This window comes from Armatimonadota bacterium (assembly GCA_017993055.1).
Lineage (GTDB): Bacteria > Armatimonadota > UBA5829 > DTJY01 > DTJY01 > JAGONM01.
Map to the genome: position 1 here is coordinate 1 of JAGONM010000038.1, position 23297 is coordinate 23297.

The window sequence follows — 23297 nt, forward strand, 5'->3', positions numbered from 1 at the left end:
CTGCGAAAGTATCGTCGTCATCGCCGACGTCAGCGACGTCTTGCCGTGGTCAACGTGGCCGATCGTTCCCACGTTTACGTGCGGCTTTGTCCTCTCAAACCGCTGCTTAGCCATCTTTTATGCCTCCATAGATGAGAATCGGGCGGCGCCCCGGTGCGGGGGATAACGCCGCTTTGTTGCTTTGTCCGCCGCCGGCAAAAAATGGAGCCCACGATGGGAATCGGACCCATGACCTCCTCTTTACCAAAGAGGTGCGCTGCCTCTGCGCCACGTGGGCGTACTTTATGCCGCCAGCAGATATGTCATGCAAAACGCCCGGCCTCGCATCGGGCGACTTCGGGCACTCAGTGATGGTGGGGGAAGGTAGATTCGAACTACCGTAGGCATCGCCGACAGATTTACAGTCTGCTCCCTTTGGCCACTCGGGCATTCCCCCATATTCAGACGCAAATTCGAAGCTCGAAATCCGAAGTTCGAATCTGGAGCCGACGATGGGACTCGAACCCGCAACCTGAGGTTTACAAAACCCCTGCTCTGCCAATTGAGCTACGTCGGCGCTAATCCCCTCCGATGTGCCGGCCTATCTTACGCTTGACACGCTGGAGGGCGTTATCAACTGATTTCGTCCGGCATGTCAGCATCGCCGCCATCTCGCGGTAAGACATGCCTTCAAGGTACCATCTCAGCACCCGGGACTCCAAGTCGCTGAGTTCATCGTACTCCCCGCCTCGGAAGAAGTCCTGCGCCTGCATATCCACAACGACGTGCTCGGGATCGGCTACGCAGGAATCAGGTATCACGTCAATCAGGGAGCCTTCCGACTCCCCGTCCGGCGGTGTGCCGTGGAGCGATACATACCGGTTCAGAGGTATGTGCTTCTGCCTGGTCGCTGTCTTGACGGCGGTGATGATCTGCCGGGTCACACAGAGTTCCGCGAAGGCGCGAAAACGCGAGAGCCTGTCGCTCCGGAAATCCCGGATCGCCTTGTAGAGGCCTATCATGCCTTCCTGGACCACGTCCTCGTGGTCGGCCCCCGCAAGGAAATAGGATCTGGCCTTCCCTTCGACAAGACTCCTGTACTTGCTTAACAGGTGCTCCGCGGCTTCTTCGCTGCCGTCCCTGGCATGCAGAGCGACGACCTCGTCCGGCATACCCCGGAAGCCGTCGGGCACTCCGCACTCGGATGCCCTATCCATCACCAGCACACTCCCTACCGGAGTTGAGCAAGGTCCCTGGGGATGTAGCTCCCAGCCAAATGCGAAACCAGTATTCAGTTTTTGAGTGTCCGGTACGTAACTTCTACCGGACACTCACGCTGGTACATTATAGGCGGGAGAATGCGCGTTGTCAATACTTCCGCAGATTTTTTCACGCCGGACGGTCCTCGGGCTACATCTCGGCGCCGCCCGACACGCGGATGATCCGGGTCTCCGGGGCATAGACGTCGCGCGAGACGAGTTCCCTCGACACAACTCTGCCGCCCTCGCTGACGACCCGGTAGATGGTGATCCGATGACCGGACCGGCCCGCCTGCGCCACGACGCTCTTGCCGGGTTCGATGCCGTCATCCACCTGCCTGACCGTCCGCGCCGAGACGACGGAGTGCCCCTCCGCGACTATCGCCACCTTGCGGCCGTCGTGCCGGCGCCCGAAGATCGTGACGTTGACGGTCTTTTCGCCGACGGACGCCGAAATGTATATCGGCGCATCAGTGTCGTTGCGGAACTTGAGGTCTATGTTCGGCGCGACGGTGGCGTCTCTCCCGACGGGCGCGTATACGACCGGGCGCGAGTGGTGCGAGCGGCGGAGAATCTTCAGGTTGGCGAGCAGCGCGGCATTGTAGACGGTGGTGGAGACCTGGCACACCCCGCCGCCGGTGCCCGACTCGACGCGTCCCTCTACAAACATCTTGGCGTCCCGGAAGCCGGACTTCCGATCGCGCGGGCCGACTACCTGGTTGTAGCTGAAATCCCCGCCGGGCTTGATGATAGTGCCGTCCAGCGCCCGGCATGCGACCCTGAGGTTGTGGCTCCGGTCGCGCTCCCAGGAGTTGTACGGCGTCGAGTACGAGCCGGCGACGCCGTCGATGCCCTCGAGATCGGATGACTTGACCTTCGGGGCGCTCGTCTCGACCGCAAGGTCCACCTCTGTCCGCCCGGAGTTGATCGCAGCGACGAGCCGCGCCGTGCTCTCCTCGATCTTCAGGCGGATGCCGGGCTTCTCGGGCCGGATGACTACCGAGCCGTCGTAGGAGACCGGCCTTGCGTTCTCGGGGTCTCTATTGATGTTCGTCGCAGCCGCCCGCAGGAACTCCGACGCCGCCGATTCGTCGAAGTCGTACTTCATAGGCAGGTCTACGGGCGCGCGCCGGGCGGCGATGACCTCGGCCAGCCGCCGAAACAGGTTGCCCCGCCTTCCGTACCCGAAGGCGGAATCGGCGGCCGCGCGCACGTTCACCGTGCCGCCGAGTTCGGCGACGGAGACGGCCGTTGACTCACCGGCATAGCGGAGATCGAGCCGCCGCGACCCGGCCTCGGCCGCGAGCAGGCCTATGCGCTGGGACGCCTGGTCGGGCGTCATGTTGCTCAGGTCGGCCCCGGCGAGACGCACTCCGGGGTAGACGCGGCCGCCGCCGAGCAGATATGCCGCCGTTCCCGCGAAGAGAACGGCCGCTGCTGCCAGAATCACCGACGCTATCCTGATCCTGCGAACGAACACCGTACAGCACCTCGACCAAAGAAAAGGCCCCTCGCCGCGCGGAGCGGTGAAAGGCCGAAAACCTTCCTGGCTTCAATATAGCACGATTCACGAGGCGGCACAAGACGTCAGAGCCGACGCCAGCTCACGACCTGGACGGATGTGACCGCCTCGTCGGCGCCGGGCATGCCGGGCGGCAGGTTCCTGGAGAGCAGGGGAACCTGGTATATGTTCGGCACGTTGGTGCCCATGTCGAAGTAGTTGGCCACGTACGTTCCCGCGAACTGGTTCTGTTTCGCGCTGACGATCTTTCTCTGGGCGTACCACGCTCCGGCGCCGCTCAGTTGGGACTCGCCCGATCCGGTAGCGAACTCGATATCGCGACCGGCAATGCAGCCCAGGGCATCGGTCGTCGGGAAGGTGTTTATCGGCAGAACGCTGCAGTGCACGCGGATGTCCCCCTCCACGAAGAAGGTCCCCCTGCCCTGGTAGCTGAGCGCTTCGTTCTTCTTCGCCAGATCGAGGCTTCCGGTAAGACGAACGATCCCGTTTATCGTGACAGTCTTGGCAACCGCGTTCCAGGTCATGGAGTTGACGCCGTCGGTCATCGTGAACGAAGCGATACTGCTGTCGAGCTTCGTGATCGGCACGACCATCGCCCGCGATCGCAGGTAGGCCGCATACGTAGCATAGCTGAGCCCCGTGTTGGGGTTCGTGTAAGGGTCCAGCAGGCTCGGGAACGTGATTCGGTCGCCGAGGTCGTAACCCTGGCTGTGGCCGTTGTCGGAGTAGATGTTCGACGAGCCCTTGTTGCCGCCGTAGCCGTCGGTCACATACACTCCGTCGAGAGTGTCCTTCAACAGATTGCCCGTGTTGTTGGGAGAGCCGACTGTGGCCGCACCCGAGAGGTTGACCATGCCGTGCTTGACGCGTAGCTCGGCGTTGAGGCTCTCCACGAGTTGGCCGCCGTAGCTCACGCTGGAGAGAGGAGGAACCTTGGCGCGCAACGCGGCGGGCATGCCGTTGTAGTTGTTGCCGATGTAGGCTCGCCCGCTCAGGTCGGCGGCGACGTCCAGGTCGGTGGCCGTAAGAGGCTCGTCGTAGTAGCCGTTCATGTTGCTGTCCTGGAACGGCTCGGCCGGGGTCCAGACGCCGTTGCCGTCCGTATCGGTGAAGGTCTCCCCGCGTCCAGGCTCGAAAACGCCGTTCCCATTCGTGTCCGTGAAAGGCTCCTCGTCATCCCAGACCCCGTTTCCGTTCAGGTCGGAAAACGGGTCTCCCTCGCCGAGTATGTGCACGGAGCCGCGGATGTCCACGTTGCCGTTGATGCCTCTGCCGGACTGCCCGACGCCGGCGAAAATCGCGTTGTCCCAGATGCCGATGGACCCGGTGCTGACCCGCACGCGAACCCTTTCGGTTATCCCGCGGTACGTTGCGACCGACGTCACCGAGGCGCCCCGGCTGCTGCCTCCGCCGTCCGGCACTACGGTGTACCGCCCGGTCGAACCTTCGATCAGTTGGCCGAGCGTCTCGGTGTCGTCGGCGCTCATGTACGGGATGTATCCGCCGTTGCCCTCGGCCGCGGCGATGATCTGGGCGATGGCGTACTCCACGCCGGCCTCGGCCAGGTGGAAGGCCACCGCGCGGTCCGCGTCCCTGCGCGCCCGGACCATATTGGTGGTGGTAAGGCTTATGTAGGCGAGGGCCAGCATGGAGATCATCATCATCACCATGATGCTGGTCATGAGCGCCGACCCGGATCGGGAAGCGATCGTCCTTCGTATCATTCTACCTACACTCCCTCCTGCCTGCGGAAGAACCGCCCAGGAATGCGCCTTCCGCTACCTGTTGCGCAGAGAGACGCTCTGCTGAATGAGATCCGGGTTTATCCCCACGTTCTCGGACTCTACGCCTCGCATGGCAAGCCGAACCATGGTGGTACCGCTCAAACTGAACTCGAAGCTGCGGAGGTGCGAGGCGAGGCGGGTGCGGCTGCCGTCAACGCGTTTCCACAGTGTGTTGTCGCCGTTCTCGACCGGGGATTCCGTCCCGTTGTCGCCGGAGAGGTAGTATTCGACCAGGTCGCCTGCAACCGTGCGCTGGTATGATCCGGTGTAGGAGTCGAAGCGGGGGAACTGCACGAACAGGTGGCCGTTCTGCTCGTAGGCTGACTGCCCCTCCTGCATCTCGGTAGCGATCTTGCGCATGGCCAGGCTGCCGTACATGTTGGCGGTCGTCCCGCTAGTTCCTATGCGCCACAGTCGGGAAGTGCTCCCGAACAGCGCCACGGTACCGACCAGCACCATTACGAGCAGTCCGGACGCGACGATCACCTCGATCAGCGAGAAACCGCCCCGTCTTCGTATCAGTGAGAGATGTGCTTCTGATTTGCTCATTGGAGCCTCAACTGTGATCGCTTATCAGCGTTGACATGTGGACGGTGCCTCCGACCATGCGGTAGCCGCCCCATGTGATCGTCACGTCAATCTTCTTGATATTCGCGCCGAAATCTTCGATAGTGGTGGTCTGCTGCGCGCCCGGCAGTTCGGCCGGGACGCTCACCTCGGATGTGCCGTCGAGCAGATTGGCGTAACCGGCCGACCGTTTCTCCTCGATCGTCTGCTGGGCGAGGCCCATCGCGTAGGACATGTGCACGGCCTTGATGCGGGATATCTGCGCGCTGGGGAACGCCGCCGCGAATATGAGTGCGCTGAACGAAAGCACGAGAATCACCAGCAGCACCTCTACCATGGTGAAGCCCCCGCACTTTCGCTTCGGTTTTCCGATCATCGGCTGCATAAGCGCCTCCAACTCTGGCTGCCGCCCGGTCGGATTCTACGGATGCCGCAGAACGCCGGGCTCATGGGCAGATGTGCTTGCCCCCGACTGAGCACAGCGGGTCCTCGCCGACCGCCCGGATGGTGTACTCCCCGCCGCCCGGACACTCCGGCATCTCCTTGATGTAGTCCGGGTATATGTCCGGCCACTCCGGAACTCCCCCGGCCGACTGGTGGGTTGACATCGCCCAGGTCTCCTTGGCGTACTTGATCTGGCGGAGTTGGGCGCAGCAGGATCTCGCCTGAGACCTGGTTCTCGCCCCGACGAACGCCGGGATGGCGATGGCGGTCAGAACGGAGATGACCAGGACGACGATCATCATCTCGAGCAGTGAGAAGCCTTGCCTGTTCTTCAGTCGAAGGGTTCGAGACATTCTGTATTGCCCCCGGATGTTGGTGCATCCCTCATATGCGAACAGGCCCCCGGACACGCCGCGCGGAGCATTCCGGAACGACGATGAAGGCGGCCTGCGCAGAGAAGCGCGGGGCCGGACGCCCGAGGGGAATCCGGCCCCGGAATCTCACCAACGACTAGTCTAGGACGTGGTCGTCCGTAGTGGCATCACCGTTCGCACCGACCGTACACGTCGGCGCGGTCGTCATGTCGTTCGCGGCATACTCGCCGTCGGACGGACAAGTCGGCTCGGTCTTGATGTAGGCGTCTACGCCCACGAGATCGTCCGGCCAAGTTGGGGTTGCGTCCGACCCAGCCTTGGTGTCCATCGCCCACTGTTCCTTCGCGGCGTCAATCTGCTTCAGGTTCGACACGCATGCCTTGGCACGGGACGTCTCCCTCGCCTTGATGAAGTTCGGCACCGCGATCGCGAGCAGAATACCGATGATCAGGACGACGATCATGATCTCGATAAGGGTGAAACCCTTCTCGCCGCGTCTCTCTCTGATTGCCTTCACTCGTACACCTCCTGGATTTTGTCGCCGGCGCGTGGTCGGCGAAGATCTCCGGCGGCCGCCCGATGCTCCGAGCAGGACGCCTGTGAAGCTTTATCCGCAATTAGTATGGCAGCAGAGCTTCAAGTGCATTGTTCCACAGCGCATAGCGCCATTCACAATGTTTTTCGCCGACCACGAACATCTGCGGATGATGCTCCAGGAGAGATTATCGGCACGGGATCGCCGAGACTGGAGAGAATGGGGGAGGACCGGGGCGCACTTACGGCCAGAAGGCGTAGGTCTGAGTGTTGAGGGCGATCCCGACGATCGTCCAGATGCTGCCCATCACGCACTCACCTATGATCAGACCGAGGAAAAGAGGCGCCGCGGCGCGGTAGGTCCGGAGCCCGCCGTATCGGAGGAGCATGAGCTTGATCAGCCACGCGATGAACATGCACATCCAGAGCTGGTGCATGGACCACGTGCTGGAGACGGCGAAACCGACCGGGTGGAACGGGAACCAGAAGAAGCGCATCCTGAGGCTGTTCAGGAGGATGGTGAACAGGAAACCGACGATGATCGCCCATGTGATATTCGCGCTCGGGACGGCGACGCCCTTGAGCCAGCCGTCGAGGCGGTTGTAAGGCTCGCCGCCGAAGATGAGCGGCACGGTCGGAGGGGCGACCTTCGACGCGGCGCCGACCTCGTAGCAGATGTGCAGCTGGGACCAGAAGCTCGCGATCGTGCCGGCGACGACGGCGAGCATTATCGCCGCGAAGAGCTTGCGGTAGCTCACGGAGGCGCGCTCGGCCATCTTGTAGCCCTCGAGCATGAACGGCATCGGGTGCGCCCGATAGGCGCGGTTGAACCAGAACATCATCGAGAGGACGACCAGATTCTGAGGGCCCAGGTGCGCCGGCCCGATGATCGAGGGCAGGATGGTATCCGGCCCCGCCGCGTGGAGGTCGTGAGCAGGGGGGCCGAGTTCGGCCCTCATGCGCGTAACCGCGATCGAGAGGGCGAAGTAGATAGCGAAAAAGGCCACTATCAGCCAGAGGGACATGCCCATGGCGTAGACGAAGGCGGTTAGCAGGAGGCCGCCGATCATCGCCCCGAAAGCGGCGGTCCGATACCGCAGGGGCTCCCCGGCGTCGTCCATCTCACCCTTGCCGGTCAGGATGTGGCCGATCAGCGACGAGAGGAACTTCCTGCTCGCCCAGATTGCGAAGAAGAATATCCCCATATACGCCCCGAACGACTGCTCGTTCACGTAAGGGAACCTTGGGATCTGGTTCCATCCGCGCGCGGCGGCGATGACCAGCTCCGCCTTCCAGAAGATGAAGAAGAACCATGAGGAGAACGACAGGTCGAGCGGCAGAAGCGTCCCGAGCCCGATCGCGAAGGGGTAGAATGAGATCGGGCAGTTGCCGATCGCGTTCCACGGCTGAGTGGTTATGTAGTTGCTGAGATTGATGCCCTTGATCTGCAGGCCCGGCACCGAGGGATAGAGCACGTGAAGCCCCTGGATGAGGTCCACGGCCACCGCGATGCCGACCCCGATCCAGAGAAGCTTGTTGCGAAAGAAGCCCGACTTCTCGTTGGAGACTTCGAGCGGGAGGTGCACAAGCGGGTAGGTCAGTTTCTCTCGCTCGGTCCACTGCTTCCTGAGCAGCACGGTGAGGCACATCATCACCCACAGCAGGATGATTATGAAGATCGTCCACATACCGACGGGAACGGCCCAGATCAGGAGGGTCCGCTTGGTGTAGAGAGTGCTCGCGCCCTGGTAGAATCCCTTGATGGCCTCCGGGTCCCTCACCGACAGCCATTTCGGTATGAATCCCAGGAACAACTCGGCCCATTTGTTCTCAGGCGTGGCGAACTTGAAGGGGTGCGCGATGCCGGGGACGAGCACCTGGATCATGTCGTGGCCGGCGAGGGCGGACGACAGGTTGATCATGATGTAGATCGTGAGCAGCTCGCCTTGAGAAAGTACGTACCTGGGCGCGATACGCCGAATGCCGGTGTTGGCCAGGACGAGCAGGAGCAGGATGAAGACGGCGTTGTAGAAGAGCGAGATCGTGGTCGGGTGGCCCGCGTACCGCACGATTTCGGTAAGGAATATCCAGTAGTTGTTGAAGGGTATGATCAGCAGGGCGATCAGGACGGCCCTGAACGTCACGCCGGAGAGATACTTTTCTGGCTGCTGAGTATTCAAGCTGAATTCCAGATAGGGATTGTCCGACGGGTCCGACAGGTCGGACACATCAGACTGAGACTGCGTCACTTGCCGCTGACGGTCATTTCGGCGATCTTGAATGTGGGGCTCACGATGGAGGACGTGAACTTCGCGTCGTCGCCGATCTGCTCCACGTTCAGCATCATCTCGAGCATGTTCCCGGCGATGGTCACCTCATGCACGGGGAACGCGAGTTCGCCGTCCCTGATCCACATGCCGGACGCGCCCACGGAGAAGTCGCCGGTGACGGCGCTGATGCCGTGCCCCATAGTCTCGGTGACGTAGAAGCCGTTCGATATGCCCCGGACGATTTCCTCCGGGGCCACCTGCGTCGGCCGCAGGTAGAAGTTCGTCGGGCCGATACTCGGAGTGCCCGAGTAGCCGCGCCGGGCGTTGCCGGAGGGTTCATCCCCGTACCTGCGCGCGGTCCGGGCGTCATAGAAGTACATTCTGAGGATACCGTCCTCCACGACCGTCTTGCACCGTGTCGGCACGCCCTCCCCATCGAACGGCATCGAACCTATGCCGGAGCGCATCAACGGGTCGTCCATCAGCGTGACGAGCGGCGACGCCACTCTCTTGCCCAGCTTGTTCTTGAGGAAGGACATGCCCCGGTGGACTCCCTCGCCGTCGAGCGCGTCGAAGACGGCGTCCCAAAGGATCGAGGCGACGCTCCACTCGAAGACCACTGGAGCCTTCTGCGTCTCCACCTTCCGCGCTCCGAGCTTCTGAACGGCCCGACGAGCCGCCTCTCGCCCTACGAAATCGGGGGGCTCGAGTTGGTCCAGGAAACGCTTCCCGCAGCCGTAGGAGGCGACCTCCTTCCGGCCTTCCTGCTCGGCGAGGGGGGCGCACCCGATACCGCAGTAAGTACCCGACTTCTCGCAGCAGATACCGTTCGAGTTGGCGATGATCGAACTGCCCGAGGAACTGCTGAACCCGCCGCCGTAGCTGTTCGTGATCCGGTCGTCGTACGAGAGCGCGGCAGTCTCCGACTCGCGGGCCATCTCGATCTTGCGGTCGGTAGCCAGGTCGGCGATGGAGTGGTCGAAGAGCTCGAGGTCCGGAACGGCGGCCGGTCCGGTGTCCGGCAGGCCGTTGAACCGGTCGCGCCCGGCTTGCTTCGCCAGTTGTACCGTGGTCCGAACCATGTCGGCGATCGTGTCGGCGCCGAAGTCGGTCGTGCTGGCGAAAGCCATCCGCTTGTCCACGAAGACGCGCAGACCGAGGCCTTTCGACGACGCCTGCGTCAGGGTCTCGACGTCTCCGAGCCGGACGTTGACGTCGAACTGGCTGCCGGTCTGGAGGTAGACCTCGGCCTCGTGAGCGCCCGCGAGCATCGCGGCCGCCACTACATCTTGTGCGAACTGCCGGTAGTCCATCGTCTACTCAGTCTCCGTCCCGCCGACGGTCATCTCGGAAACCTTGACGGTCGGCATACCGACGGTGGTCGGCACGGACTGCCCACCCTTGCCGCAGGTGCCGATCCCCGCGTCGAGCGCCAGGTCGGAGCCGACCATCACAACCTTCGTCAGGATGTCCGGCCCGTTGCCGATGAGAGTCGCGCCGCGGATCGGGGCGGTGAGCTTGCCGTTTTCTATGAGATAGCCCTCGGTGATGCTGAAGGTGAAGTTGCCGTTGGTTATGTCCACCTGGCCGCCGCTGAAGAAACCCGCGTAGACCCCGCGCTTGACGGACTGCACGATCTCGTCGGGATCGGAGTCGCCGGCCTCCATGAAGAAGCATGTCATGCGCGGGATAGGGTAGTCGTGGTAGCTCTGGCGCCGGCCGTTGCCCGTGAGAGGGAGTCCGAGAAGCCCGCCGTTCAGGCGGTCGGTCATGTAGCCGCGAAGCGCTCCGTTCTCGATCAGCACGTTGCGCTGTCCCGGCGTGCCCTCGTCATCTATGTTGATGGTGCCCCGGGCGCCCGGGACGGTAGCGTCGTCCACGAGCGTGCAGATGTCGGCGGCGACCTTCTGCCCCACCCTGCCCTCGAAGATGCTCGTCTTCTTGCGGACGAAATCGGCCTCGAGCCCGTGCCCGACGGCCTCGTGGAGGAGCACCCCGCCCCATGCGTTCTTGATCACGACCGGCATCATCCCGGCGGGAGCGGGCACGGCATCGAGTTGGATGACGGCTACCCTGGCGGCCTCTCGGCCGATCTCCTCGGGAGAGACGGAGTCGAAATACTCCATGCCCACTCGACCGCCGCCGCCGTAGCTCCCGCTGCGGGAGACGCCCTTGTGGCCGGCGAGACAGGCGACTCTCATGCGGATCATCGTCTGGCGGTCGGCGATCCAGAGGCCGTCGGAGTTGGCGACCACGATCTCCTTCTCGTCGTCCGAGAAGCCGGCATCTACCTGCTTGATCCGGTGATCGTAGTCGTATGCGGCCTTGTTCGCGCGCTTTACCAGCGAGATCTTCTCGGCGACCGGGCGGGCCGATGGTTCGATGCCGACGGTGTAGTAATCGGGCACAGTCTCGGATGAGACGTTGACGGGCCTCTCACAGCCCGGCCCCGCGGCGATATGGGCGGCGGTGCGGGCGGATTCCAGAAGGCTCTCCATGTCGAGGCGGTCGGAGTATGCATATCCGGTCTTCTCCCCGGAGAGCACGCGGATTCCGACTCCCTGCGCGACCCGCATCTCGGCGGACCGGATCTTGCGCTCCTCGAGAGGGATGCTCGTGCTCTTCGACCGCTGGACGTAGACCTCGGCGAAGTCGCCCCCGCGGCTGAGCGCGGCGGAGAGCAGTTCCTCGATCGCTTCTTTCGGGAGCAGAGCGGAGATTCCCGGCTCGACAGTCGGCATGCGGCGTCCCCATTCGAGAAGGTGGTAGATGACGGGTGAATGGTAGCAGAACGTCTCTCCCGGAGTCAAGGCTCGGACTTCCCGGCGCGAAGGCGGACCGGACGCAGGCGGCGCTCGACTTCGTGCTCCGCGCGCTTGCGGATGCGGGCGGGAGCCTTCCCCGGAAGGACCTGATCGAGCTGGCGAAGGTGGAGGGGATTGCCAAGCGCACCCTCGAGATTGCTCTGAGGGATGCTGTGTGCGCAGGGGAGCTATCAAAGGCGAAGAACGGGCGTGATGTCATCTACAGTCAGGCCGAACCCACGCTGTTGCTCGAGTAGCAAACGATCTGCGCAAAGACGCGCGCAGTATATAGAGTTGCGCTCTTGCGCTCGTTCGAGCGTGGAATGGACTACCGCAGAGATGCATCTCGGGGAAGGCCGGTTTGCAGGCCCTCACTTGGGTTCGGGCCTGCGCAAACAGCCTCGAGCCTTGGGCGCGGGAGTGCTGGGCAGGCATACGAGCGATAACTTCCGGGAGCACGACGGCCGGACGGCAGAAAAACACTTGACAATACTATTATCAAGTGGTATGATAGCTTCGATTGAGTAGAGTAGGCTCGCGGCCGGAGGGGTATCAACATTCCGGGCGCACGCGATATCGAGCACGGTTGGAGGGATTTCAACGGATGAGAATGGACAAGTTTACGATCAAGGCACAGGAAGCCGTCCAGGAGGCGCAGAACCTCGCGGACCGGAACGGGCAACAGGAGATCGGCGCGGAGCACCTTCTTCTTGCATTACTGACGCAGGAGGAGGGCGTCGTCACGCCTGTCCTCCAGAAGATCGGCGTGGACCCACGCGCGGCTCAGCGACAGGTGGAGGCTCTGCTCGACCGCATGCCTAAGGTCCAGGGCGTCACCGGCCAGGTCTACATCTCGGCCGAGCTCAAATCCGCGCTCGACAAGGCCTGGGACGAGGCCCAGCGGATGAAGGACGAGTACGTCAGCACGGAGCACCTCCTTCTGGCGATCTCCGAGTCGAAGAGCGAGGCGGGCAACATACTCCGGTCGCTCGGCGCGGCGAAGGACAAGATCCTCCAGGCTCTGACCGACGTACGGGGGACCGCGCGAGTCACCGATCAGAACCCCGAGGAGAAGTACCAGGCGCTGGAGAGATACGGCCGCGATCTGACCGAGATGGCGCGCAAGGGGAAGCTCGACCCGGTGATCGGCCGGGACGAGGAGATTCGGCGGGTGGTCCAGGTACTGTCCCGGCGCACCAAGAACAACCCGGTGCTGATCGGCGAACCGGGGGTCGGCAAGACGGCGATCGTCGAGGGCCTCGCGCAGCGCATCGAGTCCGGCGACATCCCCGAGGGACTGAAGGACAAGCGGCTGATCGCGCTGGACATCGGGGGGATGATCGCGGGCGCTAAGTACCGGGGCGAGTTCGAGGACCGCATGAAGGCCGTTCTTCGCGAGGTCGCGGAAGCCGAGGGCGAGGTCATCCTCTTCATTGACGAGCTGCACACCGTGGTGGGAGCGGGGGCCGCCGAAGGCGCGGTGGACGCCTCGAACATGCTGAAGCCGATGCTCGCGCGGGGCGAGCTTCGTTGCGTCGGCGCGACCACGCTCGACGAGTACCGCAAGCACATCGAGAAGGACGCCGCCCTCGAGCGGAGGTTCCAGCCGATCGTCGTAGGGGAGCCGGACGTGGACGACACGATCGCCATACTGCGCGGCCTGAAGGAGCGGTATGAGGTCCACCACGGCGTGAAGATCAACGACTCGGCGATCGTGGCGGCGGCGGTGCTCTCGCACCGGTACATCGCGGACCGGTTCCTGCCGGACAAGGCGATTGACCTGATTGACGAGTCCGCGTCACGCCTGCGCATCGAGATTGACAGCATGCCCGTGGAGATAGACGTGATCGAGCGGCGGATCAGGCAGCTCGAGATCGAGCGCGAGGCCCTGAAGAAGGAGACCGACAAGACCGCCAAGGAACGCCTCGGGAAGCTGGAGAAGGAGCTTGCCGACCTGCGCGAGCAGAGCGCGGAGATGAAGGCCCACTGGCAGAACGAGAAGGACGTAGTGCGCCGCATCCAGCAGACGAAGGAGCAGATCGAGCAGGCTAGGATAGACCTCCAGCACGCCGAGCGCGATGCCGACCTTCAGAAGGCCGCCGAGCTCAGGTACGGCACGATGCTCTCCCTCGAGAAGGAACTGGAGGAGCAGACCGCCGGCCTGGTGGAGGTCCAGAAGGACCGCAAGATGCTCAAGGAGGAGGTGGACGAGGAGGACATCGCCGAGGTCGTGAGCAAGTGGACCGGCATCCCCGTCTCCAGGATGATGGAAGGCGAGATGCAGAAACTCGTCCACATGGACGAGCGGCTCAAGGAGCGGGTGGTCGGCCAGGACGAGGCGGTTCAGGCGGTCTCGAATGCCGTCAGACGCGCGCGAGCCGGCCTGCAGGACCCGAACCGGCCGATCGGGAGCTTCATCTTCATGGGGCCGACGGGCGTCGGCAAGACCGAGCTTGCCCGGGCGCTCGCGGAGTTCCTGTTCGACGACGAGAAGGCGATGATCCGGCTCGACATGTCCGAGTACATGGAGAAGCATTCGGTCGCGCGGATGATCGGCGCGCCGCCGGGGTACGTCGGCTTCGAGGAGGGCGGACAGCTCACCGAGGCGGTCCGTCGGAGGCCGTACAGCGTGCTGCTCTTCGACGAGATCGAGAAGGCGCACCAGGACGTGTTCAACGTGCTGCTCCAGATCCTGGACGAGGGCCGGATGACCGACGGCCAGGGCCGGACGGTCGACTTCAAGAACACGGTGATCATCATGACGTCGAACGTCGGCTCGCAGTGGATTCAGGAGATGGCCGGGACCGATGACCGGGAGATGCGGGGCCGGGTCACGGAGGCCCTGCGGGCGCAGTTCCGGCCGGAGTTCCTGAACCGGCTCGACGAGATCATCATCTTCAACTCGCTCTCGGCCGAGCACATCAAGGCGATCGTCGAGATCCAGCTCGGGTACCTGAGGAAGCGGCTCGCGGACCGGAAGATCGAGATCGAGGTGACCGACCGGGCGGAACAGGAGCTTGCGGCCGAGGGGTTCGACCCGACCTACGGCGCGCGCCCGCTCAAGCGGACGATCCAGAAGCGGATCCAGGACCCGCTTGCGATGAAGATCCTGGAGGGCGAGTTCCACGACGGCGACCGCATCACCGTGGACGCGCTCGATGGGGAGTTCGCCTTCACCCGGGCGGTCGCGGCAGAGGTTGGGTAGAAGATCGGAAGGGAGGCCTGTAACGGCCTCCCTTTTCACTTGAAGCATTGCCAATCGGCTGAAAACACGATATTATAGGCCTATGAACCCTCAGACCGCCGAACAACTGGATGAACTGGTCAAGCGCATAGTGGATGCCGTCCATCCACTGAGAATCATTCTTTTCGGTTCCGCCGCAAGGAATGAAATGGGTCCTGATAGCGATGTGGATGTATTGGTCGTGATGCCGGATGGGACTGACCGCCTGGAGGTCGCACAGTACCTGCACACGCAGTTCTTCGGGATACCTCTCGCAGTTGACGTTGTCGTAGCAACCCCGACAGATCTCGCACTCTACGGTCAGAGCATAGGTTTGGTCTATCGAACCGTGCTCGAAGAAGGCAGGGAGTTGTATGCCGCGTAGCCTGGATTCCCCGCTAACGTGGATGGAGTACGCAAAGAGTGACCTGGCGGCCGCCCGGGGACCTGCTCCCGAGGGTGTAATGCTGGAGATTCTGTGTTTCCATGCTCAGCAGGCCGCAGAGAAGAGCATCAAAGCCGTTCTTGTGGCAAGAGGCGTACCATTCCCAAGGATACATAGCATTGAGCGCCTCACCGATCTCCTGCCACCCGATATTGCGAGGACAGCCGACGTTCTTGAGTCTGCCCGACTTACTGCATATGCGACCGTGTTCCGCTACCCTGGCATGCCGGACCCGGTTTCCGAAGAAAGGTACGACGAAGCCGTTCGTCTCGCTGAAGCCGTCGTCTCCTGGGCTGAAGAGACCCTGCGGAAGATGAGCGCTTTCTGACCTCGTTCGCTCTCCCATAGACTCCGCGGCCCGGAACCCACTTGCGATGAAGATACTGGAGGGCGAGTTCCACGACGGCGACCGCATCACCGTGGATGCGGTGGATGGGGAGTTCGCCTTCACTCGCTCGGTCGAGGCGGAGGTCGTCTGAGAGATCAGGAGGGAGGCCTCAGCCGGCCTCCCTTCCGGTTTGTGCCAATTCCGATCTTTTCCATTGCCGCCGGCCTCGAGATGCGGTACAATCCCCCAGCAGAGATCTGAACCGGGAGACGAGAACTTGGAGCCCGCGGATCTATATTGTCAGGAACTTCAGACGGCGCCTCAGCCGCAGCTAGGCAAGATTCTCGTGACGGGCGCGACCGGCTACGTCGGCGGGCGGCTCGTGCCGGAGCTTCTGTGTCGCGGATACGACGTGCGGGTGATGGTGCGCGCCCCGTCGGCCGAACTCGGCGACCGATGGCCCGAGGTCGAGGCCGTCGTGGGTGACGCCCTCGACTATGACAGCCTTCTGCCGGCCTTGGAGGGGATTCACACCGCCTACTACCTGATCCATTCCCTGCTCGGCGGCCACGAGCGATTCGAGGAACTCGACATCCGGGCGGCGGAGAACTTCAGGAGAGCCGCGGATCAGCAGAAGGTCAGCCGGATCATCTACCTGGGCGCGCTGGGGGACATCCGGTCGAAGCTGTCCGCACATCTCCGCAGCAGGCAGGATGTTTCGGCGGAACTGTCGAGGGGAAGCGCGCAGGTAACAGCGCTGCGGGCGGCCGTGATAACCGGCTCGGGGAGCGCCTCGTTCGAGGTGATGTCATACCTGGCACGGCGTCTTCCCGTGATCCTGCTCCCGCCATGGGCGGAGACCAGGTGCCAGCCGATAGCGATTCGGAATGTGACAGCGTACCTGGTGGGCGTACTGGAATCGCCGGAAACCGCCGGCGTGTCATACGACATCGGCGGCCCCGACATCTTGAGCTACCGGGAGATGCTCCAGACCTTCGCGGACATATTCGGACTGAGGCGGCTCTACATCCGCCTTCCGGTCTACAACCTCAGGGTGACCGCATATCTGGTCAGCCTGTTGACCCCCGTGGCGCACTCGATCGTCCACAGCCTCCTTGAGAGCGCGGCGAACAACGTCGTCTGCCAGAACGACGATATCCGGAAGATCGTCGGCATGAAGCTGCTGCCGTACCGGGAGGCCGTACTGCGGGCGCTCTCGCGGGAGGAGCAGGACCGCATCCACACGAGATGGTCGGACGCCTATCCGCCCGCCCACGAGTTGATGATGAGGCTGGACGAGACGTCCCGGGAGAAGCTCTATACAAAGTCAGCCTCCCTCGTCACCAGCCGACCCGCCGCCGAGCTGTTCGGATCTACGTGCCGTATCGGAGGTCGGCACGGGTGGTTCGGCACGACCGGGCTCTGGAGGCTGAGGGGATCGCTGGACAAGGCGCTCCTGGGCGTGGGATCGGCGCGCGGCCGGCGCGACTCGCGGACGCTCAGGGTGAACGACGTCGTGGACTTCTGGCGGGTAGAGGATATCGTGCCGGAGAAGCGCCTGCTCCTTCGCGCGGAGATGAGACTGCCGGGCCGGGCATGGCTCGAGTTCCGCCTCGATCCCGAACCGATGGGCGGACACAGGCTGTCCGTCCACGCGTACTACGAGCCGTCGGGTTTCTGGGGCAGAGCGTACTGGTACGCGACCTACCCGTTTCACGCATTCATATTCCGGGACCTGATCGAACAGATCGAACGGTGCAGGCCCGACGGATCGGAAGACGCGGAGTGACGATTGCTCTGCTCAGGCGACGTCTACCCCGCGGTCCTTCAGATACCGCTTCAGTTCGGGGATCGAGATGATGCCGAAGTGGAAGACGGACGCCGCCAGAAGGACCGTCGCACCGGCCTCGACGGCCTCGTAGAAGTGCTCCAGGGTCCCGGCCCCGCCCGATGCCACGACTGGACACGATGCCACCGCCGCGATCTTCCGTATGATCGGCAGGTCGTAGCCGGTCTTCGCTCCGTCGCCCGCCTTGCTGGTAGGAAGTATGCAGCCGACCGCATATCCGTTGACCTGCTTCGCCCACTCGACCGCGTCCTTGCCGGTGGCGGTCCGCCCGCCGTCTATGTAGACCTCGTAGCCGGACGGGAGGCTCGGGTTGACGTCCACATCTATCGCGACGGTGACCTTCTCGCCGCCGAACTCGCGCACCATCGTCGGGATCAATTGCGGGTTGCGAAAGGCGGCGCTGCTCGTCGAGATCTTGTCCGCGCCGGCATCGAGCACGGCCTCCGCCGACTTCACATCGCTGATCCCCCCGCCGACTGTGAACGGGACTGCGGCGGCATCGGCGACCCGGCGAACGACGTCCAGCATCGTTCCGCGGCCCTCGACGGTGGCGGTGATGTCGAGCAGGGCGATCTCGTCGGCGCCCGCCGCGCAGTACGCCCTAGCGCACTCGACCGGATCACCGGCATCCCTGATGTCCACGAAATGCACTCCCTTGACGACTCGCCCATTCTGCATATCCAGGCACGGCATGATGCTCACTCTGGCCATTGTTCTCCTCGCCTTCCTGTCTCGATCAGTGATGATTGAGAGTTCCACGCCCCGGGCGGTTTCCCTTCGCGCAAAACTGATATAATGGCCCGACCGACTTCGAGAGGTGGTGCAGTGATGAGCGACACGTACCGTGAACCCGCGAGAGAGACGCCTATCGCATACGAGGCGGACGTCGTCGTCGCCGGAGGGGGAGTCGCCGGGTGTTCGGCAGCGATATCGGCGGCGCGGAACGGGGCGAAAACGCTTCTGGTTGAGCGGAACGGCGTCCTTGGAGGAGTTGCCGGAGCCGGGTTGATGACCAACATCGGAAACGCGTTCATGACGGCCCAGAACTTCCCGGTCGTGAAGGGCATACCCCGCGAGATCGTCGAGCGCCTCGTCGCGGAGGGAGGGACCAGGCCGGGGTGGCATCGGCCGGAGCAGCCGGGGATCGTTTTCGACCCCGAGGTCTTCAAGCTGGTGCTCAGCGACATGCTCCGCGAGGCGGGAGTCGAGGTGCTGCTCCACGCTCTCACGGCAGCCGCGCTCAAGGACGGCGACCGTGTGACCGGCATCATCATCGAGAGCAAGAGCGGGCGACAGGCAGCAGCGGCATCGAACGTGATAGACGCGACCGGCGAGGCGGACGTGGCCCATTTGGCGGGAGCGCCCTGCAGAGTCGTGCCGAGCGGCGGGAGCATGCTCTTCCGCCTGGCGAACGTAGACCTCGACCGGGCGGTCGACTGGATGGGCGAGCACAGGGACAGCTTCCCGAACGACAGCGACGGCGTGAAGGACTACGAAACATTTGCACGAAACTGGCGGGAGTACGGCTTCTTCTTCTTTCCGCATCACGGCGGCAAGCAGTTCGGGCCGTGGAACGAGGCGATCGAGCGCGGGGAGTACGCGGAGAAGGACGGCGACTGGTATGCGCTCAACGCCTTCGGGATGTACGGGATCAGGGGCGACAGCACGGTCACCATCAACTCGAACTACATGTGGATCACCGATGTGGACGTGCGCCTGTACTCGCGGGCGGAGTTAGAGGGGCACCGCCACTGCCAACGGACGGCGGAGTTCCTTCGGAAGCATCTACCGGGATTCGAGAACGCGGCACTGATTCAGACCGCCGACGACTGGGGCCAGCGTCGGAACAGGCTGATCGAAGGCAGAGCGACGCTCACCAAGGACGACGCGGCGGCCGGTCGGACGTGGGGCGATGTGATCGGCCGGTTCCCGCTCAAGCAGGAGGGCGAGCCGCCGCACGGGGTCGAGATCCCGTTCGGCGTCATGGTGCCGCTGAAGATCGACGGGCTGCTGGCCGCCAGCGGTAAGAGCGCCTCGACCGATCCGGTCGGTCTGATTCGCGGGATGTCCCGGTGCATGACGCTCGGCGAGGCGGCGGGAGTGGCGGCGGCACTAGGCGCGCGTGCCGGGGTCCCGCCGGGGAATGTGCCGATCCGGGAGGTCCAGCGGCAGCTTGTCGCTCAGGGCGCCTACCTGGGCGAGGCCGACCGCCTGGCGGAGTTGGGCGTCGTCTGACCCAGGCTACCCCCTCTTCGAAGGATGCGGCCGGCGAGTTCCGACTGGTCGCGGACCGGCATCCGAGATCTCCGAGGCCGTGGCTTCATTTGACGCGCCTTAGCTTTGGACGTACAATCCCTCTACAAGCCGCATTGCGCAGCTTGCGGGAGGTCTGAGCAGTGACAGAGCCGGATCGACTGCAGCGTCTGTTTCTCTATCACATCTGGGCATGCATCCCATTCGCCGCGGTCTGGATGGCGGCCCCGCGGGAGACGGGCGTCACTCAAGACCCCCAGGAGATCCTGGCGCTTAGGATCGTGGTCGCAGCGGCCGGCACCTACATCCTCGCCAGGTCATTTCTGGTCTTACGCGACCAGACCGCCCGGCTGCGGCACGTGTGGCCGATTGTCGATGTGGCGCTTATCACCTGGGGGATGCTCGTCAAGAGCAGTCCAACTGAAAGCTGGCTCGTCCTCGTATACTTTATTCCGGTCACCGAGGGCGCCGCCACGCTGAGTCGAAGATGGGCGCTCTCGGTCGCCGCACTGGCGATTGCGGGCTACCTCGCCGCGAGCGGATCATCGGGAGCGGCCACCCTCTACCAGGTCCACGGCGCCTTCCGCGTGTTCTTCTTCGCCCTGATGGCCTCTATGGTCACCAGTCTAGGGCTAGAGCTGATCCGCACCCACCGCCAACTCGCGCTCTCGGACTATCGCAACGAACTTGCGGCTGAGATGCATGATGGGATTCAGCAGTACCTGGCGGCGGCGGTGATCTCGCTCGACCGGGCCGCGGCCGTGTCCGATTCAGACCCCGCTGCTGCCGCTCGACTTGCCATCGGCCAGCGAGATGTGCTTCGCCAGGCGGCAGACGAGCTTCGGATTACCGTGCGCAGGCTACGGACGCGGTCTTCTGCTGGCGGCGACATCGTCGAGTCTTTGCGCTACTACGCGGCACTGGTCGAAGACCGCTTCCCCATGCAAGTAGATATAACTATTTCGGGCGAGCCGTTTGCGCTGTCGGCCCGAGTCGAGCACGCGCTGTTCAGGATTGTGCAGGAATCCCTGAACAATGCTGTGAAACACTCGAGGGCGCTGGAGGTCTCCATAGTCCTCGAGTGGACACCGGATACCGTGCTGTGCTCCGTGCGCGACAATGGCGTCGGATTTGAGCCCGCGCACGTGTCTGCGGAGCCCAGCGGCGCGGGCTTCGGGATGGAGACAATGTCGCAAAGGGCCGCGAGCATTGGCGCGGCCCTCGAGTTGGTCAGTTCCCCGGGAGAGGGAACATCCGTCACCGTTACGCTACCAAGGCAAGGTGGATGATGCCGCAGAGACTTCCGATCAGGGTGCTGATAGCAGAGGACGAAGGCCTACTGCGTTCCAGCCTCTCCCAGCTTCTGGGCGCGGAAGCGGAGCTTAAGGTGGTCGCCGCTGTTGGCGACGGCCGGGAGGCTGTCTATCAGGCGAGCGTGACGACGCCGGACGTCATTCTCATGGACCTTGATATGCCGCACGTCAACGGCATCGAGGCCACGCGCAAGATAAAGGACGAACTGCCCCAGACTGCCATAGTGGTTCTCACCCACCTTTCCGATGACGACAGCCTCTTCACAGCCATCAGGGCGGGAGCGATCAGCTACGTGCTGAAAGATGCGTCGGTAGGCAGGATCGTGGAGGTCATAAAGTCCGCGAACCGCGGCGAGGGATTCATTCATCCAGCGCTTGTCCCTCGCGTCTTGCAGGAGTTTTCCAGGCTGTCGGCCCGCACGGTCAAGCAGCGTGAGATGTTTCAGGAGTTGACGCGCAGAGAAGTGGAGGTGCTCGATCTCCTAGGGCAGGGCAAGCGCAACCGAGAGATCGGCGAACTCCTCTTCATCAGCGAGAGGACCGTTAAGAACCACGTCAGCAACATCCTCGCCAAACTGCACGTCAACGACCGCACCGAGGCTGCACTCATTGCAGCCGGACACGGCCTCACACGGGAGCCGTAGTACGCCCGCATCTTCTCGTGCCGGAAAAATGGTCCTCTGACTTCCTACCCACCGTGACCTTAGTACGATGCCCTAGCGCGCCTGAGAGTAGATAATCCAGGTATAGAGCAGCGAGTGCCGCTGCAAATCTGTCGAATGGAGGTATACTACCATGGACGCGGTTGTGATTGCTGGAGGCAGGATTCATGGAGAACTGGTTGATCGAGAAGGCGTCGGGGTAAAGGCTCTGCTGAACGTGAATAGCAGCAGCCTGCTGGAAAGGGCTGTGGCGGCGCTTCGAGCGACGTCGGGGATTGGGCGTATCTGTGTGGTCGGGCCGCGCGAGGTGGAAGGCATCGCGCGAGGGGCCGGCGCGGATCTGTTTGCCGACGAAGGTGCGACAGGAATCGACAATATCATGCGCGGACTGGACGCGCTCGGCGCCCGAGGCCATGTGCTGTGTGCGGCCTCCGATTTGCCGTTCGTCAGGCCCGGGGACATCGAGAAGCTGATCGAGAGCACTCCTCCGGAAGCTCAACTCGGCTACGCCATCTTCAGCCGCGGCGAGTTTGAGGCGCTGTTTCCCGGCGGCTCCGAGCTCTTCGCCCCACTCTCCGACGGCGATTTCAGAGGCGGAAGCATTGTTGTCCTGGACGCCGATCTGCTCAGAGCCATTGAGCCAGTCCTGCAGCGGGCCTTTGCGGCGCGAAAGAGCGTGTCGGGGATGGCGAGGCTGTTCGGGCCGGTGCTCTTTCTGCGGATTGTGCTCGGCAGGTTCGTCTACAGACCGATCGGGCCTTCGAGTGAGGACGTTCGCCGCAGGGCGGAGCATATGCTCTCGTGCGGGTGCGCGATCGTCCGCGGCTGCTCGCCCAGGCTTGCCGCCGATGTCGATGACCTGGAGGACTGGAACGCCCTCCAGCATGCATTCTCAGGGCTGTCCGACGCTGCTATCGTCTGAGAATGGAGTTCTCAAGATGAGGCGTCGCAGCAACGGAGCATGTGGTAGAGTTCGGAGGTATCACAATGGAAGAAGCATTGCTTCTCACAGCGGCAGGGTACCTGATCGGCTCGGTGCCGTTCGGCTACCTGCTGGTCAGGCTCGTGTGCGGTAAGGACGTCCGCCGTTACGGATCGCACAACATAGGGGCAGTGAACGTGTCACGCGTGGCTGGCAGGTGTGTGGGACTTGTGACTCTCGCGCTTGACGCAGGAAAGGCTTTCGCGATGGTATTGGTGGCAGCGTCTTTGACCACCGATGCGGCCGTGGTGGCGGCGGCCGGCTTCGCGGTGCTGCTCGGGCACTCATACTCGGCTTGGTTTCTGCTGGTGGAGAGGCGGCTGTCGGGAGGCAAGAGCGTGGCGAGCGGACTGGGAGTGCTACTGGCGTTGGCGGAACTGGGGGCGATAGAATGGTGGAGTGTGGAAATCCCTATTGCGGTGTGGACGGCGGGCCTGATCGGGCCCCGAATCTTGACCGGGCGCTGGTGGTGTGTATCGCCTGCAACGCTGGCTGCGACGGTCTCCGCGCCTGTGGCCGTTTGGCTCGGACATCCGGTACCGGCTTATCTGGCCATGTGTCTGGCGATGAGTGGGCTCATCGTGGTCCGGCACAGGGGGAATATCGCGCGGCTCGCGACAGGCTCTGAACCGCGGATCGGCGAGACCGCGGAAGCGGCTGCGCCACAGCTTACTCTCGCGGCGCGGGCGCGATGAGAGGAGGAAC

22 protein-coding genes and 3 tRNA genes are annotated in these 23297 nt (G+C 63.3%); 10 read left to right on the top strand and 15 right to left on the bottom strand.

Annotated features, from left to right (window positions below; genetic code table 11):
- The 14 genes from KBC96_12775 to tldD all read right to left on the bottom strand — a co-directional run.
- A partial coding sequence (locus tag KBC96_12775; GenBank protein ID MBP6965269.1) for an elongation factor Tu occupies positions 1–114 on the bottom strand: 114 nt, incomplete at its 3' end.
- An 88-nt stretch (positions 115–202) separates the two neighbouring features.
- Positions 203–277: transfer RNA gene (locus KBC96_12780), tRNA-Thr, on the bottom strand.
- Between the two features lie 74 nt (positions 278–351).
- A tRNA-Tyr gene (locus tag KBC96_12785) sits at positions 352–436 on the bottom strand.
- Positions 437–480: 44 nt separating this feature from the next.
- A tRNA-Thr gene (locus tag KBC96_12790) sits at positions 481–556 on the bottom strand.
- Position 557: 1 nt separating this feature from the next.
- Positions 558–1196, bottom strand: coding sequence for an RNA polymerase sporulation sigma factor SigH (gene sigH / locus KBC96_12795; GenBank protein MBP6965270.1), 639 nt, complete (start codon positions 1194–1196; stop codon positions 558–560).
- Positions 1197–1389: 193 nt separating this feature from the next.
- Entirely contained in the window at positions 1390–2688 is a 1299-nt protein-coding gene (locus KBC96_12800) for a VanW family protein (GenBank protein ID MBP6965271.1), read from the bottom strand.
- 137 nt (positions 2689–2825) lie between these two features.
- Complete coding sequence (locus KBC96_12805) at positions 2826–4484, bottom strand: hypothetical protein (GenBank protein MBP6965272.1); 1659 nt, start codon at positions 4482–4484, stop codon at positions 2826–2828.
- A 54-nt stretch (positions 4485–4538) separates the two neighbouring features.
- Entirely contained in the window at positions 4539–5093 is a 555-nt protein-coding gene (locus KBC96_12810) for a prepilin-type N-terminal cleavage/methylation domain-containing protein (protein ID MBP6965273.1), read from the bottom strand.
- 7 nt (positions 5094–5100) lie between these two features.
- The gene (locus KBC96_12815) at positions 5101–5496 is read right to left on the bottom strand and encodes a prepilin-type N-terminal cleavage/methylation domain-containing protein (protein ID MBP6965274.1); all 396 of its coding nucleotides are present in this window, start codon (positions 5494–5496) and stop codon (positions 5101–5103) included.
- A 61-nt stretch (positions 5497–5557) separates the two neighbouring features.
- The gene (locus KBC96_12820; protein ID MBP6965275.1) at positions 5558–5908 is read right to left on the bottom strand and encodes a prepilin-type N-terminal cleavage/methylation domain-containing protein; all 351 of its coding nucleotides are present in this window, start codon (positions 5906–5908) and stop codon (positions 5558–5560) included.
- Positions 5909–6065: 157 nt separating this feature from the next.
- Positions 6066–6392 carry a prepilin-type cleavage/methylation domain-containing protein gene (locus KBC96_12825; GenBank protein ID MBP6965276.1) on the bottom strand — a complete coding sequence of 109 codons (327 nt, stop codon included), beginning with the start codon at positions 6390–6392 and terminating at the stop codon, positions 6066–6068.
- A gap of 313 nt (positions 6393–6705) precedes the next feature.
- On the bottom strand, positions 6706–8643 hold the full coding sequence (locus tag KBC96_12830) for a hypothetical protein (protein ID MBP6965277.1): 1938 nt from the start codon (positions 8641–8643) through the stop codon (positions 6706–6708).
- Between the two features lie 65 nt (positions 8644–8708).
- Positions 8709–10046 (bottom strand): TldD/PmbA family protein, encoded by a 1338-nt coding sequence (locus tag KBC96_12835; GenBank protein ID MBP6965278.1) that lies wholly within the window; start codon positions 10044–10046, stop codon positions 8709–8711.
- 3 nt (positions 10047–10049) lie between these two features.
- Entirely contained in the window at positions 10050–11474 is a 1425-nt protein-coding gene (gene tldD, locus KBC96_12840) for a metalloprotease TldD (protein ID MBP6965279.1), read from the bottom strand.
- 35 nt (positions 11475–11509) lie between these two features.
- Here tldD and KBC96_12845 point away from each other — a divergent pair, with 35 nt between their 5' ends.
- The 5 genes from KBC96_12845 to KBC96_12865 all read left to right on the top strand — a co-directional run bounded on the left by KBC96_12845 (position 11510) and on the right by KBC96_12865 (position 17322).
- Positions 11510–11794: a hypothetical protein gene (locus KBC96_12845; GenBank protein ID MBP6965280.1), complete on the top strand. Its 285-nt coding sequence runs from the start codon at positions 11510–11512 to the stop codon at positions 11792–11794.
- Positions 11795–12141: 347 nt separating this feature from the next.
- Complete coding sequence (gene clpB / locus KBC96_12850) at positions 12142–14742, top strand: ATP-dependent chaperone ClpB (protein ID MBP6965281.1); 2601 nt, start codon at positions 12142–12144, stop codon at positions 14740–14742.
- An 82-nt stretch (positions 14743–14824) separates the two neighbouring features.
- The gene (locus KBC96_12855) at positions 14825–15145 is read left to right on the top strand and encodes a nucleotidyltransferase domain-containing protein (GenBank protein ID MBP6965282.1); all 321 of its coding nucleotides are present in this window, start codon (positions 14825–14827) and stop codon (positions 15143–15145) included.
- Entirely contained in the window at positions 15135–15533 is a 399-nt protein-coding gene (locus KBC96_12860) for a HEPN domain-containing protein (protein ID MBP6965283.1), read from the top strand. The genes KBC96_12855 and KBC96_12860 overlap by 11 nt, the downstream gene beginning before the upstream one ends.
- Positions 15534–15810: 277 nt before the next feature.
- On the top strand, positions 15811–17322 hold the full coding sequence (locus KBC96_12865; GenBank protein ID MBP6965284.1) for an SDR family oxidoreductase: 1512 nt from the start codon (positions 15811–15813) through the stop codon (positions 17320–17322).
- A gap of 12 nt (positions 17323–17334) precedes the next feature.
- Here the strand turns inward: KBC96_12865 and hisF are convergent, their stop codons facing one another.
- Positions 17335–18093, bottom strand: a complete 759-nt coding sequence (gene hisF / locus KBC96_12870; protein ID MBP6965285.1) for an imidazole glycerol phosphate synthase subunit HisF — start codon at positions 18091–18093, stop codon at positions 17335–17337.
- Positions 18094–18210: 117 nt separating this feature from the next.
- On the opposite strand from hisF, the gene KBC96_12875 reads away from it, so the two are divergent.
- From KBC96_12875 to KBC96_12895, 5 genes are all read left to right on the top strand, one after another.
- Complete coding sequence (locus tag KBC96_12875) at positions 18211–19617, top strand: FAD-dependent oxidoreductase (GenBank protein MBP6965286.1); 1407 nt, start codon at positions 18211–18213, stop codon at positions 19615–19617.
- A gap of 161 nt (positions 19618–19778) precedes the next feature.
- The gene (locus tag KBC96_12880; GenBank protein MBP6965287.1) at positions 19779–20924 is read left to right on the top strand and encodes a sensor histidine kinase; all 1146 of its coding nucleotides are present in this window, start codon (positions 19779–19781) and stop codon (positions 20922–20924) included.
- Entirely contained in the window at positions 20924–21592 is a 669-nt protein-coding gene (locus KBC96_12885; GenBank protein ID MBP6965288.1) for a response regulator transcription factor, read from the top strand. Before KBC96_12880 ends, KBC96_12885 begins: the two co-directional genes overlap by 1 nt.
- Before the next feature lie 151 nt (positions 21593–21743).
- A complete protein-coding gene (locus tag KBC96_12890; protein ID MBP6965289.1) occupies positions 21744–22532 on the top strand; it encodes a nucleotidyltransferase family protein in 789 nt (262 codons plus the stop codon).
- Positions 22533–22597: 65 nt separating this feature from the next.
- A complete protein-coding gene (locus KBC96_12895) occupies positions 22598–23287 on the top strand; it encodes a glycerol-3-phosphate acyltransferase (protein ID MBP6965290.1) in 690 nt (229 codons plus the stop codon).
- The last annotated feature ends 10 nt before the right edge of the window (positions 23288–23297 follow it).

Bases quoted from the DNA above. Each gene is read 5' to 3' on its own strand.
- sigH (MBP6965270.1), bottom strand. From the start codon at position 1,196: ATGGATAGGGCATCCGAGTGCGGAGTGCCCGACGGCTTCCGGGGTATG.
- KBC96_12805 (MBP6965272.1), bottom strand. From the start codon at position 4,484: ATGATACGAAGGACGATCGCTTCCCGATCCGGGTCGGCGCTCATGACC.
- KBC96_12810 (MBP6965273.1), bottom strand. From the start codon at position 5,093: ATGAGCAAATCAGAAGCACATCTCTCACTGATACGAAGACGGGGCGGT.
- KBC96_12815 (MBP6965274.1), bottom strand. From the start codon at position 5,496: ATGCAGCCGATGATCGGAAAACCGAAGCGAAAGTGCGGGGGCTTCACC.
- KBC96_12820 (MBP6965275.1), bottom strand. From the start codon at position 5,908: ATGTCTCGAACCCTTCGACTGAAGAACAGGCAAGGCTTCTCACTGCTC.
- KBC96_12825 (MBP6965276.1), bottom strand. From the start codon at position 6,392: ATGATCGTCGTCCTGATCATCGGTATTCTGCTCGCGATCGCGGTGCCG.
- KBC96_12835 (MBP6965278.1), bottom strand. From the start codon at position 10,046: ATGGACTACCGGCAGTTCGCACAAGATGTAGTGGCGGCCGCGATGCTC.
- tldD (MBP6965279.1), bottom strand. From the start codon at position 11,474: ATGCCGACTGTCGAGCCGGGAATCTCCGCTCTGCTCCCGAAAGAAGCG.
- clpB (MBP6965281.1), top strand. From the start codon at position 12,142: ATGAGAATGGACAAGTTTACGATCAAGGCACAGGAAGCCGTCCAGGAG.
- KBC96_12855 (MBP6965282.1), top strand. From the start codon at position 14,825: ATGAACCCTCAGACCGCCGAACAACTGGATGAACTGGTCAAGCGCATA.
- KBC96_12860 (MBP6965283.1), top strand. From the start codon at position 15,135: ATGCCGCGTAGCCTGGATTCCCCGCTAACGTGGATGGAGTACGCAAAG.
- hisF (MBP6965285.1), bottom strand. From the start codon at position 18,093: ATGGCCAGAGTGAGCATCATGCCGTGCCTGGATATGCAGAATGGGCGA.
- KBC96_12875 (MBP6965286.1), top strand. From the start codon at position 18,211: ATGAGCGACACGTACCGTGAACCCGCGAGAGAGACGCCTATCGCATAC.
- KBC96_12885 (MBP6965288.1), top strand. From the start codon at position 20,924: ATGCCGCAGAGACTTCCGATCAGGGTGCTGATAGCAGAGGACGAAGGC.
- KBC96_12890 (MBP6965289.1), top strand. From the start codon at position 21,744: ATGGACGCGGTTGTGATTGCTGGAGGCAGGATTCATGGAGAACTGGTT.
- KBC96_12895 (MBP6965290.1), top strand. From the start codon at position 22,598: ATGGAAGAAGCATTGCTTCTCACAGCGGCAGGGTACCTGATCGGCTCG.